The sequence below is a fragment of the Paenibacillus sp. FSL H7-0326 genome, from assembly GCF_001955535.1.
GTDB lineage: Bacteria > Bacillota > Bacilli > Paenibacillales > Paenibacillaceae > Paenibacillus > Paenibacillus shunpengii.
The window spans coordinates 731,058-749,038 of the sequence record NZ_MPVN01000002.1 but is presented as its reverse complement, the minus strand read 5'-3'; the positions used below and the strand labels follow the sequence as shown (position 1 = coordinate 749,038).

14 protein-coding genes are annotated in these 17,981 nt (G+C 47.9%); all 14 read left to right on the top strand.

Translation table 11 applies throughout. From position 1 onward, the window contains the following. Positions 1-11: 11 nt before the first annotated feature. The 14 genes from BK126_RS14395 to BK126_RS14330 all read left to right on the top strand — a co-directional run bounded on the left by BK126_RS14395 (position 12) and on the right by BK126_RS14330 (position 17,934). Entirely contained in the window at positions 12-1,277 is a 1,266-nt protein-coding gene (locus BK126_RS14395) for an adenosylhomocysteinase (RefSeq protein ID WP_076313245.1), read from the top strand. Positions 1,278-1,552: 275 nt separating this feature from the next. Further along, positions 1,553-1,990, top strand: coding sequence for a division/cell wall cluster transcriptional repressor MraZ (gene mraZ / locus BK126_RS14390; RefSeq protein ID WP_047910860.1), 438 nt, complete (start codon positions 1,553-1,555; stop codon positions 1,988-1,990). A 45-nt stretch (positions 1,991-2,035) separates the two neighbouring features. Continuing rightward, the gene (gene rsmH / locus BK126_RS14385; RefSeq protein WP_076313244.1) at positions 2,036-2,986 is read left to right on the top strand and encodes a 16S rRNA (cytosine(1402)-N(4))-methyltransferase RsmH; all 951 of its coding nucleotides are present in this window, start codon (positions 2,036-2,038) and stop codon (positions 2,984-2,986) included. Between the two features lie 24 nt (positions 2,987-3,010). Next, the gene (locus BK126_RS14380; protein WP_076313243.1) at positions 3,011-3,433 is read left to right on the top strand and encodes a hypothetical protein; all 423 of its coding nucleotides are present in this window, start codon (positions 3,011-3,013) and stop codon (positions 3,431-3,433) included. 29 nt (positions 3,434-3,462) lie between these two features. Then, the gene (locus BK126_RS14375) at positions 3,463-5,748 is read left to right on the top strand and encodes a penicillin-binding transpeptidase domain-containing protein (RefSeq protein WP_076313541.1); all 2,286 of its coding nucleotides are present in this window, start codon (positions 3,463-3,465) and stop codon (positions 5,746-5,748) included. Positions 5,749-5,855: 107 nt separating this feature from the next. Continuing rightward, positions 5,856-7,838, top strand: a complete 1,983-nt coding sequence (locus BK126_RS14370) for a stage V sporulation protein D (protein ID WP_076313242.1) — start codon at positions 5,856-5,858, stop codon at positions 7,836-7,838. A 92-nt stretch (positions 7,839-7,930) separates the two neighbouring features. Continuing rightward, positions 7,931-9,418: a UDP-N-acetylmuramoyl-L-alanyl-D-glutamate--2,6-diaminopimelate ligase gene (locus tag BK126_RS14365; RefSeq protein WP_076313241.1), complete on the top strand. Its 1,488-nt coding sequence runs from the start codon at positions 7,931-7,933 to the stop codon at positions 9,416-9,418. Continuing rightward, positions 9,418-10,827 carry a UDP-N-acetylmuramoyl-tripeptide--D-alanyl-D-alanine ligase gene (locus BK126_RS14360; RefSeq protein ID WP_076313540.1) on the top strand — a complete coding sequence of 470 codons (1,410 nt, stop codon included), beginning with the start codon at positions 9,418-9,420 and terminating at the stop codon, positions 10,825-10,827. The genes BK126_RS14365 and BK126_RS14360 overlap by 1 nt, the downstream gene beginning before the upstream one ends. Positions 10,828-10,839: 12 nt before the next feature. Then, positions 10,840-11,808 (top strand): phospho-N-acetylmuramoyl-pentapeptide-transferase, encoded by a 969-nt coding sequence (gene mraY / locus BK126_RS14355; RefSeq protein WP_047910865.1) that lies wholly within the window; start codon positions 10,840-10,842, stop codon positions 11,806-11,808. Between the two features lie 3 nt (positions 11,809-11,811). Beyond that, entirely contained in the window at positions 11,812-13,233 is a 1,422-nt protein-coding gene (murD, locus tag BK126_RS14350) for a UDP-N-acetylmuramoyl-L-alanine--D-glutamate ligase (protein WP_076313240.1), read from the top strand. A 49-nt stretch (positions 13,234-13,282) separates the two neighbouring features. After that, positions 13,283-14,380 carry a stage V sporulation protein E gene (spoVE, locus tag BK126_RS14345; RefSeq protein WP_076313239.1) on the top strand — a complete coding sequence of 366 codons (1,098 nt, stop codon included), beginning with the start codon at positions 13,283-13,285 and terminating at the stop codon, positions 14,378-14,380. A 5-nt stretch (positions 14,381-14,385) separates the two neighbouring features. After that, positions 14,386-15,492 carry an undecaprenyldiphospho-muramoylpentapeptide beta-N-acetylglucosaminyltransferase gene (gene murG / locus BK126_RS14340; RefSeq protein WP_076313238.1) on the top strand — a complete coding sequence of 369 codons (1,107 nt, stop codon included), beginning with the start codon at positions 14,386-14,388 and terminating at the stop codon, positions 15,490-15,492. Between the two features lie 274 nt (positions 15,493-15,766). After that, on the top strand, positions 15,767-17,038 hold the full coding sequence (gene murA, locus BK126_RS14335) for a UDP-N-acetylglucosamine 1-carboxyvinyltransferase (protein ID WP_076313237.1): 1,272 nt from the start codon (positions 15,767-15,769) through the stop codon (positions 17,036-17,038). A 125-nt stretch (positions 17,039-17,163) separates the two neighbouring features. Continuing rightward, positions 17,164-17,934 carry a cell division protein FtsQ/DivIB gene (locus BK126_RS14330; RefSeq protein WP_076313236.1) on the top strand — a complete coding sequence of 257 codons (771 nt, stop codon included), beginning with the start codon at positions 17,164-17,166 and terminating at the stop codon, positions 17,932-17,934. The last annotated feature ends 47 nt before the right edge of the window (positions 17,935-17,981 follow it).

Below are 17,981 nucleotides of genomic sequence, written 5' to 3'. Positions count from 1 at the left end.
GGAGGAACAAGATGAGCACGGATGTGATTAAGAACAGTATCGTTGCAGATATGAACCTGGCCCCCGAAGGGCACCTGAAGATTGATTGGGTGGAGGCTCATATGCCGGTATTGAACCGGGTACGTAAAGAGTTTGAAGCAGATCAGCCCTTTAAAGGACTCAAAGTAACAATTTGCCTTCACTTAGAAGCAAAGACAGCTTATCTTGCAAAGGTTATACAGGCGGGCGGTGCTGAAGTAACGATTACGGGAAGCAATCCACTGTCTACTCAGGATGATGTATGTGCAGCATTGGTGGAGGACGGTATTACGGTGTTTGCCAAATATAATCCTGATCCGGTGGAATACAAGCAATTGATCCTGAAATCACTGGAGACGAAGCCTGACTTCATTATTGATGATGGCGGAGATCTTGTAACCATCCTTCATTCCGAGCGTCCAGATCTGCTGGAGACGATTCGCGGCGGAGCAGAAGAAACGACAACGGGCATTATTAAGCTGAAAGCCCTCGAAAAACAGAAGGTTTTGAACTTACCGATGGTGGCTGTAAATGACGCATATTGCAAACACTTATTCGACAATCGTTATGGGACAGGGCAATCTGCTTTCGATGGAATAATTCGGACTACAAATCTTGTCGTTGCCGGAAGCACCGTCGTTGTCGTCGGATACGGCTGGTGCGGCAAAGGCGTTGCGATGCGTGCCAAGGGACTTGGTGCGAATGTCATCGTAACAGAAGTGGATGCCATCAAGGCTGTTGAAGCTCACATGGATGGCTTCCGTGTCATGCCGATGGTCGAGGCTGCTAAGCTGGGTGATTTCTTCATCACGGTCACTGGAAACAAGGCGGTTATTACAGGTGAGCATTTTGATGTCATGAAGGATGGCGCCGTGCTGGCGAATGCAGGACATTTCGATGTGGAAGTGAGCATACCTGAGCTGAAGAAACGTTCTACATCAGTACGGACGGTACGGAAAAATATCGAGGAATACCAGTTTGCAGATGGACGCAAAATGTATCTGTTAGCAGAAGGACGTCTCGTGAACCTGGCTGCAGCAGATGGTCATCCGGCTGAAATTATGGACACGACTTTTGCCCTACAAGCACTGGGGCTGCGGTATGTAAGGGAAAATTATGAAACTCTCGAACCTGCTGTAATTAACGTTCCTTATGAGATTGATGAGAAGGTAGCCAGATACAAGCTGGAGAGCCTGAACATTGAGCTAGACACATTAACCGATGAGCAAATTCAATACTTGGACAGTTGGAACGTCTAATTTATGAAATGCTGAGCTGGGAATGCTTGGCACATGAGATATGGAATTGGAACGCCAAAGAGTGATGCTTATAAAGCCGAATTCGGCTTTTGGCATCGCTCTTTTTTGCTATGAACGAACCTGGTTTTTCATCCTTAGTCAAGGTAGCTCTCTAACATCTCTTCCAAAAAGTTTCAGTTGGAGAGAAGGGTTTTGATTTTTCAAAGCGAATCAATTATGCTTAAGTGGTGGAAAGTGGAGCAAAGTGGTGAGCAGGAGCTAAGGAGTGGTAGACAATGTTTATGGGGGAGTTCCAGCATAGCATTGACGATAAAGGCCGAATGATTATCCCGGCCAAGTTCCGTGACGCTCTCGGCCCGAGCTTTGTTGTCACACGTGGATTGGACCAGTGTTTGTTTGTGTATCCGATGAATGAATGGTCCATTCTGGAGCAGAAGCTAAAGGCTCTGCCGCTAATGAAATCCGATGCGCGTGCTTTTACCCGGTTTTTTTTCTCAGGAGCAACTGAATGCGAGCTTGATAAACAGGGCAGGGTAAATTTACCGATGAATTTACGCGATTACGCCAAGATGGACAAGGAATGCGTCGTACTTGGAGTATCCAATCGGGTAGAGATCTGGAGCAAAGGCATATGGGAACAATATTACAGCCAATCCGAAGAAACGTTTAACGACATTGCCGAAAAGCTGGTCGATTTCAATTTTGAGTTTTAGGATATGCACAATCCGTAATTACAAAAATGTCTGGAGGACAAACAAGTGTTTCACCACATTACCGTACTCAAAGAAGAAGCAACCGAAGGCCTTAACATCAAGCAGGACGGGATTTACGTGGACTGCACATTAGGCGGGGCAGGACATAGCTCGCTGATTGCCTCACGACTGGGACCAGAGGGACGACTGATCGCCTTCGATCAGGATGACTGGGCACTTGAAAATGCAAAAGAAAGGCTTGGAGAATTTGGGTCCAAGGTTACACTGGTCAAAACCAATTTCAGAGATCTCACTGCGGTATTAAGTGAACAGGATGTTCCAATGACCGAAGGGATTCCTCAAGTCGATGGCATTCTGTACGATCTTGGAGTATCTTCTCCACAGTTCGATGAAGGCGAGCGGGGATTCAGCTACAATCACGATGCCCCCCTTGATATGCGCATGGATCAGTCTGGTGATTTGACAGCAAGAGACATTGTAAATGAGTGGTCTGAAGAAGAAATTGCTCGAATTTTGTATGTTTATGGCGAAGAAAAGTTTTCAAGACGGATTGCAAGGGTAATAGTTGAAAAAAGGCAATCTGCAGCTATTGAAACTACGGGCGAATTGGTCGATATCATTAAAGAAGGTATTCCGGCAGCTGCCAGAAGAACGGGCGGACATCCTGCCAAACGGAGCTTCCAAGCTCTACGAATCGCCGTGAATGATGAGCTCGGTGCGTTTGAGGAGGCTTTGCATCAAGCAGTTCGCTGCTTGAAACCAGGAGGCAGAGTATCTGTTATTACGTTTCATTCCCTGGAAGACAGGATATGCAAACAGATTTTTAGCAGTTATTTGGAGAAATGTACATGCCCACCTGACTTCCCGTTATGTGTATGCGGCGGTAAAGGAACGCTCAAGCTCGTTAATCGCAAGCCGATTGTGCCGAGCGAGGCGGAACTTGCGCAGAACCCCAGAGCGCGTTCAGCTAAGCTGCGTGTAGCGGAGAAATTGTAATTAGAAACGTAAGGAGAGTCGAATATGGCCTATACACGTGGCAACCTGGCAGTTAAGGAAAGAGTGCAGGAGCAGCAAGCACAGCCCCAGCGGTATAAAGAGACGACAAAAGTCGTTACTCGAAGGACAGGTCTGCCGACAAGAGAGAAGCTTCTGTATCTGATATCTGTGATTGTATGTGTCATTGTTGTCAGTGTCATGGTTGGCAGATATGTAAACATCTATGATCTCAACAAGCAGACGCATTCTGTCGAACAAGCAACGGTGTTAGCCAATAAGGAAATTGCTGTTCTGGACGTTCATAAGGAGAAGCTGGAAAACGAGATCGTAGCGAAAGCTCGCGAGCTTGGCTACGTAGAGCAAACTTCGGATCGTGAAGTCATTCGAGTGCCGAGAACGGCAGTTAGTCCTACTTCATCTGAACAAGGCTCTTCAGACGGCAAGTAAGAAATGTGAGGTTTTGGACTATGGGGAAAATCAATAAAAGAATAAAACTTCGCACGTTACTCATTGGAGGGATCATCACCCTCTTTTTTCTTGTACTTGTGGGCAAAGTGTTCTGGATTCAAGTGGTCAACGCGGGCTTCTGGCAGGACTATGCTGCTCAATTGATAGAGAATTCCAAGACAATCCCGGCGAAGAGGGGGACAATTACAGACCGCAATGGCAATGTTCTGGCCACGGATGCACCTGCCTATACAGTGGCTGTAAATCCGGAGCTTATTCATGAGAAGGGGATCGAAGACGTGGTCGTCGAGGGTCTGCATGAATTGCTGGGCAAGGATGAAGCGGGGCTGAGGGAGGATGTGACGGCAACAAGAGAGAACGGTAGCCTCAGGCCGCATAGAGAAGTACGCAGCGAGGGTTATAAGATTGATCAGGAGTTAAGAGATAAGGTTGAAGAATTTCGCAATGAGCTGGACAAGGAGTATGGCGCGAAGAATGCCATCGTCTTAATGGATGAATCCAAGCGCTTTTATCCTAGGGATAATCTGGCGTCGCATGTGCTTGGTTATTTGAATAAAGAGGGAGACCCGGTTTATGGGCTCGAGCTGTACTATGATGAGGAGCTCAAAGGAACTGATGGCAGTCTCCAATATCAGAAGGATGGTATAGGTCTTGAGCTGACAAACTCGGATAGTGCCTATACGGCGCCGCAGAATGGTAAAAAATTAAAGCTGACCATTGATGATACGATACAGTACTACATCGAGGAAGCGATGAAGGAAGCTTATGATAAATATGATCCGATCAGTATGACGGTCATTGCAGCCGATCCGAATACAATGGAGATCCTGGGCATGGCAAATCTGCCGAATTACAATCCGAACTCCTATTGGGAAACACCGGACAACTATTACAATCATGCCATTCAATCCATTTACGAGCCGGGCTCTACGTTTAAGATTGTGACACTGGCTGCTGCAGTTGAAGAGAAATTGTTTAACCCGAATGCGACCTTTGAATCAGGTAGTATTCAGGTTGGTGGCAGAAATATTAGTGATATTAGTCGTAATTGGGGGACGATCAGTTACTTAGAGGGTGTAAAACGCTCCAGTAACGTCGCCTTTGTCAACCTTGGTTACAAGATGCTTGGTGGAGAGAAGCTTCGCGATTATATTGATAAATTCGGTTTTGGTGTGAAGACCGGCATTGATCTTCCAACGGAGTCCGCTTCGCCGATTAGAGAGCTGGTATATGCTGCAGATATTGCGGCTGCTTCTTATGGTCATGGTCTTGTACAGGTAACACCTATTCAGCAGGTGGCTGCTATTTCAGCTATAGCTAATGGTGGCAAACTGCTTGAGCCGCATCTGGTGAAAGAAATATCAGATCCTAACAACGGTGAGGTAGAGTCAATTCAGCCAAAAGAAATCCGTCAGGTGGTATCACCCGAAACAGCAAGAACTGTTGGCAGTTATTTGGAGCAGGTTGTTGCCGATCAGGATCATGGATCAGGCCGTTATGCCTACATTGATGGTTACCGTGTAGCTGGGAAAACAGGAACAGCGATTAAATACATTAACGGAGAATATGATCATACGAAGTCCGTCGTTTCCTTTATCGGCTACGCACCTGTGGATGATCCTAAAATTGCAATGCTGGTCATGATTGATGAACCTAATGATCCAAACCTGGGAGGCGGTTCAGGGGCGGCTCCGATTTTTAAAGAAATCATGTCTAAATCACTCACTTATCTTGGCGTTCCGAAGGAAGCCGTAACAAGCGAGGATGGAGCAGAGACCACCCAGCCATTGGTGCGCAAAAAAGCGCCTGATCTGGTCGGCAAATCCGGCAAGGATGCTCGCGCACAGCTCTTGGATGAGGGCATCGCCTATGAGACCCTCGGCAAGGGGAGTAAAGTGATACAGCAGTATCCAAAAGCAGGTGCCGAGCTTACTGCAGGCCAGCGAATCTACCTGCTTACCGAGCAGAGCGACACCATGGAAATTCCGGATTTGACAGGTGAATCTTTACGTGATGCGCTGGAAGTCCTAACCTTGCTTAAAGTGGGAGTTCGAGTTGAGGGTGAAGGTTATGTCACTAAGCAAAAAGTGGAAGTGACCGGAGAAAATCGTACGGCAGTACTTACACTGCAGACGGCGAAGGATGCTGTAACTGGTGAATCGACGGAGGGATCGGCAGATGAGGAAGGAAGTACAGCCGATAAACAGGCAGAAAGTCCTGATAATGCAGAACCTGACAGCTCCGGTTCAGAAGGGTCTGAGACATCGGACACAGATGCAGGCCCAGAAGAGTGAGACCGTAACGTAATAGAATAAAGCTTGTTCTATTCCCTGGTTGTCCCGAATATTCATGATTAAGCATGTCATTGTGAATACGAAAGACAAGTAGGGGGGAGATACATATGGCCAAAGTATCCAGCGTGACGCTTCGCCGCCGCTTGCTGTGGTGCATGCTGATACTGCTCATTCTTTTTGCGGCGCTTGCGATCCGTCTAGCTTATGTGCAGCTTGCCAAAGGACCGGAATTGGCAGAGGAAGCCGAGAATCTGTGGCGGAGGCAAATTCCATATACTGCTAAGCGCGGAGAAATACTTGACCGTAACGGCACATCACTTGCTTATAATATTACGACACCAACCGTTATGGCTATTCCGGTTCAGGTGAAGGAGAAGGAAAAAACGGCTGAAGCCCTAGCGCCGCTTCTTGGGATGACGCAGGAGAAGGTGCTCGGTATCATTTCCAAGACCGAAAGAATAGTCGAGATAAAGCCCGGGGGCCGAAAAATTACGATGGAGAAAGCACAGGAAATTCGTGATTTGGAGCTTCCGGGCATTGTTGTTGCTGAGGACAATAAGCGGTTTTATCCTTACGGCGATTTGGCAGCACATATTCTCGGGTTTACAGGAATTGATAATCAAGGGTTAACCGGGATTGAGAAGAAGTACGATGATAACCTCAAGGGCATCGGAGGAGGAATTGAATACCTGTCGGATGCAGCAGGCAGGCTGATGCCAGGTTCATCCGATGAGTATGTCGCACCAAAGGACGGGCTCAACCTTCAGCTGACCATTGATCAGCCGATTCAATCCATTATCGAGCGTGAGCTGGATCAGGCGATGGTCAAATTTGAGGCCAATTCCGCCTTAGCGATAGCCATGAATCCGAAGACCGGAGAAATTCTTGGCATGTCGAGTCGTCCAAGCTATGAGCCGGGTAATTATCAGGAATATCCTGCAGAAATATACAACCGGAATTTACCTGTATGGATGACCTATGAGCCGGGTTCTACCTTCAAGATTATTACCCTCGCTGCTGCACTGGAAGAGAAGAAGGTGGATCTTGTTAACGATCATTTCTTCGATCCAGGCTATGTTGAGGTTGGCGGAGCCCGGCTTCGCTGCTGGAAAAAGGGTGGACACGGCAGCCAGACCTTTTTACAGGTTGTGGAAAACTCATGTAATCCGGGGTTTGTTGCTTTAGGGAACAAGCTTGGCAAAGAGACGCTTTTCGAGTATATTAAAAACTTCGGTTTCGGTGCAAAGACAGGAATTGACCTGAGTGGAGAAGCTTCTGGAATACTATTCAAGCTTTCCCAGGTTGGACCTGTGGAGCTTGCGACGACAGCCTTTGGTCAGGGTGTTTCGGTTACTCCAATTCAGCAGATCACCGCAGTCTCTGCCGCGATAAACGGCGGGAAATTATACAAACCGTTTGTTGCCAAAGCATGGGTCGATCCCATAACGGGCAAAGTTGTCGATGAAACCGAGCCGGAGATGGTAAGACAGGTGATATCGGAGGAGACGTCCAAGCAGGTTCGTGAAGCGCTCGAAAGTGTGGTTGCGAAGGGGACCGGACGACCAGCCTTTATCGACGGTTATCGGGTCGGAGGCAAGACAGGTACCGCACAGAAAGTCATTAACGGTCGTTATTCAACAACCGAACATATCGTTTCGTTTATCGGTTTTGCACCAGCGGATGATCCTCAGATTGTGGTGTATACCGCGGTAGACAATCCGAACGGGATTCAATTCGGGGGCGTAGTGGCGGCTCCGATTGTCCAGAACATATTAGAGGATTCATTACATTATTTGCAGGTTCCGCAGCGGAAGGATCAGCTTGAGAAGAATTATAAATATGGAGAAACACCAATTGTAACCGTACCAGACCTTACAGGAGCAACGGTACAGGATCTGTATGAAGATCTGAATATGAACTTTATGCTCGTCAAATCAGGAACTGGCAATACGGTCATCAGTCAGGCACCAAAACCAGGAGCCAGGGTGGAAAGAGGCTCGACCATACGAATTTATATGGGAAGTCATCCGGAAGATGCTCACGAGCATGACACCAATACATCCTCTGGCAAGGAAAAAGAAGGAAGTTGATGTTTTTACTTCGCTTCCTATGGACCATAATGCTAGGTAACGGATACAATAGGGAAGGATGACGTTTTAATTTAGGGAAAGAAGGAATACATGTGCTTTTAAAACAGTTTGCTTCCTTGCTGCAGACAAGTAAAGTCACAGGCAACGGGGATACGGAGATTACAGGAATACAAACAGATTCTAGAAAAGTTACCGAAGGAGATCTGTTTATTTGCCTGCCTGGTCACACGGTAGATGGGCATGATTACGCTCAGACAGCGGTGGATCAAGGGGCTGCTGCGCTTGTTGTTGAACGGGAGCTGGAAGCTCGTGTTCCACAAATTATCGTAAATAGCAGCCGTTTAGCGATGGCCGTCTTTTCTAATCATTTCTTTGAGTCGCCAAGCCAGCGCTTGAACATGATCGGAGTAACCGGTACGAATGGCAAGACGACAACCTCTTATCTCATTGAGAAAATTTTAAACGATGCAGGTCAAAGTACAGGTCTCATCGGTACAATACAAATGCGTTACGCAGGCAAAGAGTTCCCTATGTCCGGGACGACACCAGAAGCGCTGGAATTGCAGCGCAGCCTGCATCATATGGTGCAGGAAGGGGTCGAAAACTGTGTCATGGAGGTCTCCTCACATGCGCTGGAACAGGGACGTGTCAAAGGGACCGACTTCCGTACGGCGGTGTTCACGAATCTTACGCAGGACCATCTCGATTACCATCTCACCATGGAATCCTATCGAAGTGCCAAAGGTTTGTTATTTGCAAGACTAGGCAACGGGTATACAGAGGAAATCTCAAAACGTAAATATGCAGTCTTGAACGCCGATGATGAGGCATCCAAGTATTTTGCCAGCCTGACAGCAGCCGAAGTCGTGACTTACGGTATTGATACAGAAGCGGATGTGAAAGCATCCAATATTAAAATCACAGCACAAGGTACATTCTTCCATGTAGATACATTTAAAGGCAGCGCTGATATTCAGCTTCGCATGGTAGGCAAATTCAATGTATACAATGCGCTGGCTGCGACCACGGCTTCACTACTGGAGGGAATTTCCCTCGAAGCTATTAAACAAAGTCTTGAATCCATTCCAGGTGTGGACGGACGGGTTGAAGCCGTTGCTTGCGGTCAGGACTTTGCCGTAATTGTTGACTATGCCCATACACCAGATGGGCTTGAAAATGTGCTTCGAACGGTTAATGAGTTTGCGGAGCGCAGAGTGCTCTGTGTCTTTGGCTGCGGGGGAGACCGCGACCGCACAAAGCGTCCCATTATGGGGCAGATTGCTGCTAAATACAGTGACAAGGTATTTATTACGTCCGATAATCCCCGTACTGAGAATCCGGATGCCATTCTTGAAGATATTAAACAGGGACTTATCGATATGGGGACCGAGCCTGACAAATACGAACTTATCGTGGATCGGAAGGCGGCTATCCATCGTGCTATTGAGCAGGCAAGCTCCGGCGATGTAGTATTGATTGCGGGTAAAGGTCATGAGACGTATCAAATTCTGGGTACGACAAAAACAGATTTCGATGATCGTCTGGTGGCAAAAGAAGCGATAAGGGGCATAGCAAAGTGATAAAAAGAACGTTATATCAAATTGCACAGATGTGCGGCGGCACACTCTTGAGAGATCAAGACAGTGAATTAATTATAAATGGTGTATATACGGATTCACGTAAATCTGCTGAAGGACAGCTGTTTGTACCTTTGGCCGGTGAGCGTTTCGATGGACATGAATATGCTGCAGAGTGTCTGGCTGCAGGCGCGGCCGGGATTATGTGGCAGAACGATCATGGCACACCTCCCGAAGGGCCGGTTGTTGTCGTAGAGGACACTCTTCTGGCATTGCAGGAGTTATCCGCGGCTTATTTAAGGGAGAGTGGAGCATCCGTAGTAGCTATTACGGGCAGCAATGGCAAGACAACGACCAAGGATATGGTGTATTCGCTGTTATCCACTACCTTTAAGGTGCATAAGACGCAGGGGAATTTCAATAATCATATTGGACTGCCGTTAACCATTCTTGATATGCCTCAAGATACGCAGATTGTGATCCTGGAGATGGGCATGAGCGGCCGGCATGAAATTGAGAGACTGGCAGAAATTGCTCGTCCGGATGTTGCCGTTATTACGAACATTGGAGAAGCTCATTTGCTGCAGCTCGGTTCCAGAGAGGAAATTGCACGTGCCAAGCTCGAAATCGTAAGCGGACTGAAGAACGACGGCCTGCTTATCTACAATGGTGATGATTCACTTGCTGATCGTGTTCTAGCTGAGCCGTCTACGAAGAAGCCGAAGGAGTTCAAACGATTTACCTTTGGAATGAATCAGACAAATAATGATTTCCCTACGGGGATTACGAATCATGCCGGCGGGATGATCTTTACTTCTGTTTCCTCCGGCGAGGAGGCCATGCAAATACCGCTGATAGGTCAGCACAATGTGATTAACTCGCTGGCTGCGCTTGCCGTCGCAAGACATTACGGCGTATCTCATGAGGATATGCAAAAGGGCTTGGCAGAAGTGAAGCTGACGGGAATGCGCATCGAAGTGATGAAGGGCGTCAGTGGAATTACGGTGCTGAACGATGCATACAACGCAAGCCCAACTGCAATGAAGGCAGCGGTCGATGCCCTTAGCGGACTTGCAGGCTATGAACGAAAAGCAGCAGTCCTTGGAGATATGCTGGAGCTTGGACCAAGAGAAGAAGAGCTTCATGAGGAGATTGGACACTATCTGACACCGGCCAAGCTTGATCTGGTATTCACATATGGTTCCTTGTCTTCGAGCATCGCAAAAGGCGCGTTACAGAATATGCCGAGCCATGCGGTGCATGCTTTTGAGGATAAGGCTGCTTTAATTGCCCATTTGAAGGCAACAATGACACCTAAGGATGTTGTTCTTGTCAAGGCTTCCAGGGGCATGAAGTTGGAGGAAGTTGCTAACGCACTAATCAATGAACCATTACAGATCGAAGTTGACTAGAGAGGTGTTATCATGGATTTTCAATTAATGCTGCTAACGATCGGTGTATCATTCATCCTGGCGGTGATTGCTGCACCGATTCTAATACCACTCCTGCGCCGTATGAAATTCGGGCAGCAGGTTAGAGAAGATGGACCTCAGAGCCATCTCAAGAAATCGGGTACACCGACAATGGGCGGCGTTGTCATCGTGCTTGCCTTTACGCTGGCCTTCTTAAAGTTTGCACCTGCGAAGAACACGGATTTTTATGTTCTGATCGTGGCAACTTTAGGCTTTGGCTTAATCGGTTTCCTGGATGACTATATTAAGATTGTGTTTAAACGTTCGCTGGGGCTTACCGCAAGGCAGAAGCTGTTTGGCCAGCTGCTATTTGCGGCGATTATGTGCTTCTTGCTTATACAGAATGGTCACAGTACAGAGATTGCCTTGCCTGGAACATCATGGGCATTCGACCTTGGTCCGTGGTTCTACTATCCGTTCATTGTTATCATGATGCTTGCTATAAGTAATGCAGTGAATTTCACGGATGGTCTGGACGGACTATTGTCCGGCGTAAGTGCCATAGCTTTTGGCGCGTTTGCCATTGTAGCGATGCAGGCTACTTCACTACCGGCTGCCGTTTGCGCAGCAGCGATGATTGGAGCCGTACTTGGATTCCTTGTCTACAATGCGCACCCAGCCAAAGTATTTATGGGGGATACCGGCTCGCTTGCGATCGGGGGTGCCATCGGAGCTATAGCCATCGTCACAAAGACAGAGCTCTTATTCCTCGTAATCGGCGGTATATTCGTTATTGAGATGCTGTCCGTCGTTATTCAGGTTGTATCTTTTAAAACAAGAGGCAAACGTGTGTTTAAAATGAGCCCGATTCATCACCATTTTGAATTGTCGGGATGGTCTGAATGGCGTGTAGTAATTACTTTTTGGGCCGTAGGACTGCTGCTCGCTGGTCTCGGACTTTATATCAACAAGGGGTTGTAATTCATGAATCATCCGGAGAGTTATAAAGGAATGGACGTCGTTGTTCTTGGCCTGGCCAAGAGCGGCGTACAGGTGGCTAAGGTGCTGCATCAGGCTGGAGCCCATGTTATTGTTAACGATCAAAAGGACAGAGCGCAGTGTCCCGAAGCATCCGAACTGGAGGCTTTGGGAATTTCTGTTATATGCGGAGGGCATCCGGATGATCTGATTCATCCTGGAGTGCAGCTTCTGGTCAAGAACCCGGGGATCCCATATAAGGTTGCACCGATTCAGAAGGCGCTGGAGCTGGGCATCGAAGTCGTCACTGAGGTTGAAGTGGCTTATCATATTTGCAAAGCTCCCATCATAGGAATTACAGGCTCTAATGGGAAAACAACAACAACGACCTGGGTAGGTCTTTTGCTCGAAAATGCCGGCTTGTCACCGATTGTGGCGGGAAATATTGGCACTCCGTTATCCGAGGCAGCGCAGGCCGCGAAAAAAGAGGATATCATGGTCGTCGAGCTTAGCAGCTTCCAGCTCAAGGGAACGACGGATTTTCGTCCTGCCGTCAGCTGCCTGCTTAACGTTTCGGAGACGCATCTTGATTACCATGGCGGGATGGAGGATTACATCGCTTCCAAAGCCAAACTGTTCAACAATCAGACACCAGAGGATTATGCGGTTATTAACTGGGATGATCCTGTATGCAGACAGCTTGTGCCTTATATCAAAGGCAGAATTTTGCCATTCTCACTGACAGAAACACTGCAAGCCGGTGTATATGCAGATCCTCCTTACATAACGGATGTTGAAGATGATATTGAGAGAACCATCATGTACCGTGATTTTGATGGAGGAATTCATCCAATTATTTCTGTGGATGAGATTAAACTGCCGGGCCGTTTCAACGTTGCCAATGCGCTGGCTGCCTGTGCGATTGCGTTAGCAGCGGGTGCTGCTCCTTCAGCGCTTTCGGGTCCCCTTTCCACATTCAGGGGAGTAGAGCACCGAATGGAATATGTACAGAATCATGCAGGTGCAGCGTACTATAACAATTCCAAGGCGACGAATGCGAAGGCTACTCTTAATGCGCTCACCTCATTCAAAGAGCCCATCGTGCTGATTGCAGGTGGTCTTGACCGTGGGTCCGACTATATGGATATGTTAGAAGTGTTCACAGAGAGAGTGAAGGCTGTCGTTTTGCTGGGGCAAACGAAGGATAAGCTGGCTGAGGTTGCGAAACTTGCCGGTCTAAAGGATATTCGGATTGTCGATAATGGGGAGGATGCCGCCGCAGCGCTTGTCGAAGCGGTTAAAAATGCTTCCGAGCTGGCACAAGCAGGGGATGTTGTTCTGTTGTCGCCTGCATGCGCGAGCTGGGATATGTTTAGCTCCTATGAAGAGCGTGGACGCATTTTTAAAGAGGCGGTGCATAATCTGTAAGTAGGGGGGTGGATAAGCCCCTACTACTTATGTAAGAGGTGGCCTCCTAATGAAACAGACCCGACCGGCGCCTGATTTGTGGCTTGTGATCTGCATTGTGTCGCTGCTCTCCATCGGAATCGTGATGGTATACAGTGCAGGTGCCGTCCTTGCCTTTCGTGAACACGGTGACTCCTTCTACTTCGTAAAAAGGCAGCTGCTGTTCGCGGGGCTTGGGCTACTCGCCATGTTCTTTACGGCAAATGTGGATTACCGGATATGGCGCAACTACGCAAAGTTTGTACTCATCCTCTGCTTTATTCTACTCATTATCGTACTGATTCCGGGCATCGGCGTCGTTCGCGGCGGCGCAAGAAGCTGGCTGGGCATCAGTTCGTTCGGTATTCAGCCCTCAGAGTTTATGAAGCTTGGCATGATTCTGTTCCTAGCGAAATGGCTCAGCAAGGATCCTGCAGCGATCAAGAACTTCACTACCGGCTTACTTCCTCCTCTAGGTCTTATTGGTCTTGCATTTGGTCTTATTATGCTTCAGCCAGACCTTGGAACGGGCGCGGTTATGCTTGGCGCATCGATGCTGATCATCTTTACAGCAGGGGCGAGGATGAAGCATCTGATGTTCCTGGCGCTAGGCGGTGTACTTGGTTTTGCCGGCTTGATTCTCGCAGCACCTTATCGTCTAAGACGGATTACTGGATTTCTGGACCCTTGGTCTGATCCGCTCGGTACAGGCTATCAAATTATTCAATCGTTATATGCGATCGGCCCAGGGGGACTTGGAGGACTTGGTCTTGGCATGAGCAGGCAGAAATACAGCTATGTGCCTGAGCCGCAGACCGATTTTATATTTTCCATATTGGCTGAAGAGCTCGGTTTTATTGGCGGCTTGATTGTACTGCTGCTCTTCCTGCTGCTGGTATGGAGAGGGATGCGGGTAGCGATGACCGTGCCGGATGCGTTTGGAAGCTTGCTGGGCGTAGGGATCGTCGGTATGGTTGCCGTACAGGTTGTTATTAATATCGGAGTTGTTATCGGTCTGATGCCGGTAACGGGAATCACACTTCCCTTAATCAGTTATGGGGGTTCATCTCTGACGCTGATGCTTACAGCACTGGGAATACTACTTAATTTATCACGTTATGCGAGGTGACTTATATGCGCGTTGTACTTACAGGCGGCGGGACAGGCGGACATATCTATCCGGCTGTCGCTGTCGCAAGGCAGCTGGAGTCTGAGGACAAGAACGCTGAGTTTTTATATATAGGGGGAAAAAGAGGGCTGGAAAGTAAGCTCGTTCCCGAGGAAAAGCTTCGGTTTGAATCCATTGATATTACGGGGTTTCGCCGTAAGCTGTCTGTGGACAATGTTAAAACCATCCTCCGCTTTTTGCAGGGAGTCCGCACATCCAAGAAACTGCTGCGAGAGTTCAAACCTGATGTGGTGATAGGCACAGGTGGATATGTATGTGGTCCTGTCGTTTACGCCGCAGCTAAACTCGGCATTCCGAGCATTATTCATGAACAGAATGCAATTCCTGGTTTGACCAATAAATTTCTGAGCCGTTATGTGGATACCGTAGCCGTAAGCTTTGAAGGCTCGGAGAAGCATTTTCCCGGCGTGAAAAATGTACTCTACACAGGCAATCCGCGTGCGACTACCGTGCAACATGCGAGCCGCGAACGCGGATTTGCTTCGCTCGGGGTACCAATGGGCAGCAAGGTCGTGCTTGTCGTAGGCGGAAGCCGGGGAGCGAAGGCGATCAATGAGGCGATGATCGACATGAGTGAACGTGTATCCACGCTTAAGGGCGTCCACATGGTATATGTTACGGGGGATTCCTATTATGAATCTACTCTTCAGGCTGTAAAAGAACGTCTGGGCAACATTCCAAGCCATATGCATATTTTGCCGTATGTAAATAATATGCCTGAAGTTCTGGCAGCGACCTCGCTGATTGTGAATCGGGCAGGGGCTTCCTTCCTTGCCGAGATTACTTCCCTGGGCATTCCAGCTATTCTGATTCCGTCCCCGAACGTAACAAACAACCACCAGGAGGCCAATGCCAGGGCGTTAGAGAAGGCTGGGGCAGCGCATGTGCTTCTGGAAAAGGATATGAACGGAAATACCCTGTATCAATCGATTGAGGCCATTATCGGCGATGAGGACCGCAAGCGCTCAATGTCCAGCATCTCTAAACAGCTCGGAAAGCCTGATTCAGCAGCTGTACTTGTCGCAGAGATGAGACGGATTGCGAAGAAATAAGGCTAACATGATCAGATCATGGATACGTAAGAAACAGTCCAGTAGGCGATTGTCACACACAGAGGTCTCTTTACATAAGATACCTTATCAAATGTGACAATCACTCTGGGCTAACAAAAGTCCATAGTGTGTTACAACAAATTTTTTATCCGCTTAAGGACGTTCATTCCCTATGACTGCCTATTCAAAACGCATATACATCGGACGGTGTGCGCTAGAGACGATTCATGGGTGTTAATAGTCAAGGGGGGCGGTAAACTCGGAGGTGATACACTTGGACAAATTGGTGATTGAAGGCGGGAAACCCCTATCAGGATCCATACGTATCCACGGAGCGAAAAATGCTGCATTGCCCATCATGGCGGCAAGCCTGCTGGCGGAAGGGAACACAGAGCTTCACAATGTTCCTCACTTGCTCGACATTGAAGTAATGCTGCAAATCCTTGAAAGGCTCGGCTGCAATACGAGACATGAACAAGGCGTCGTAACGCTCGATACTTCTTTGGTTAGCTCATCAAGAGTTCCTGAAGATTTAATGAACAAAATGCGCTCATCCATTTTTTTGATGGGTCCGCTGCTGGCGAGATTTGGCGAAGTGTCCATTTATCAGCCAGGCGGCTGCGCTATTGGAGAGCGTAAGATTGATCTTCATTTGAGAGGCCTCGAAGCACTTGGGGCGGTTATTGAGGAGAAGGATTCTCAGATTACTTGTCGGGCGAAGAAGCTGATCGGTGCAGATATTCAGCTGGATTTTCCCAGCGTAGGTGCAACAGAAAATATCATGATGGCAGCAGTAACGGCTTCTGGAACAACGACGATCACAAATGCGGCTAGAGAGCCTGAAATTCAGGACCTTCAAAATTTCCTCAATGCAATGGGCGCTCATATTATTGGAGCAGGTACGAGCACCATTACAATTCATGGTGTTGATCGGCTGACTTCCTGCACGTATGAGATTATTCCCGATCGAATTGTGGCAGGAACGGTACTGATTGCTGCAGCTGCAACACGGGGGAATGTTACATTAACGCGCAGTAATCCAGCACATCTCACTTCACTTATACACGTGCTGAAGCGTGCCGGTGTTCAAACAAGTGTATGCAATGATATAATAACCGTGAGCTGCATGGGAAGACCCAAGGCAGTTGATCGTATCGTTACGTCACCTTATCCGTCATTTCCAACAGATCTTCAATCACAGGTTATGGTTCTGCTCAGTTTGGCAGATGGTTTCAGTATTATGAAGGAAACGGTCTTTGAAGCCAGATTCAAGCATGTAGATGAGCTTAACGTTATGGGAGCCGATATTTCTGTGGATCTGAATACCGCATTCATCCGCGGCGTACCTCGTTTGTATGGGGCAACGGTTGAGGCTACGGATTTGCGAGCAGGTGCGGCACTGGTTATTGCAGGACTGGCAGCGCAGGGCAAAACAGTGGTGGAGCAGGTGCATCATATTGATCGCGGCTACGACCGGATTGAACAATTATTTCAGTCCCTGGGTGCATCTGTAGAACGACAGCCTGTAAGTTTCGTTGCACCTTAGATTCGAATACCTTCATGGTCATTATATTCAAGTATATTCATGCTATATCAGATTTAAGCACAATATTGCCCTGAAAGTCCCCTCTTTTTGGAGGGGACCTTAAGGCTTTTATGGAGCGGACGTCAATGCCAAAAGGTCAAATTCCAGCTCTCAAAAAAGAGAGCACCCCAAAAATGAAAACAAGCCGGAAAATTATCTTTATTTTGGTGTTGTTATTTATCGTTATTTTTGCAGTGATCTTCTTTAGATCTCCCGTAAGCAAAATTTCCCAGGTTCAGATAGAAGGAAATGTGTTTAGTACTAGAGAAGAAATTTTATCTAAGAGCGGTCTAGAGGTAGGAAGTCCTTTTTTTGGCGCCGATGCATCGGATATTGAAGAGGGGCTCGAGGACAGTCCTCTTATTTCTGAAGCAACGGTGGACAAGCAGTTCCCTGGAATCATTACCATACACGTCAAAGAGTATGAGACTGTCGCGTACGAATTAGGTTCAGATGGTCAGATTCAAGCCATATTATCCAGCGGTGCCAGCGTCAATCTGGAGGGAAGAGGCATTGCAGTAGAAAAACCGATTCTTACCCAGTGGAAAGCAGACGATCCGCTGAAGACCGAGCTCTCGAATGTGCTCAAAGAAATACCAAATGAGCTGACAACCGATATTTCGGAGATTCTGCCATCACCGACACCTTCGTTCCCCGACCGGATCAAGCTGTATACCAAATCACAGTTTGAGGTCATCACAACCATTTCTTTGCTTGGAGATAAGGTGAGTTATCTAAACCAAGTCATTGAAACAGAAGAGCCCGGTCTTATCACCATGCTGGAGGCTGATTCCTATGAACCCTTTCAGCCGGACGAAGAGGATACCGGGGAAGACGAAGCGGGAAGCACATCCTGAAATAATGGAATTGACAGCCTGTGAAGATAGCACTTTCTGATTGATTA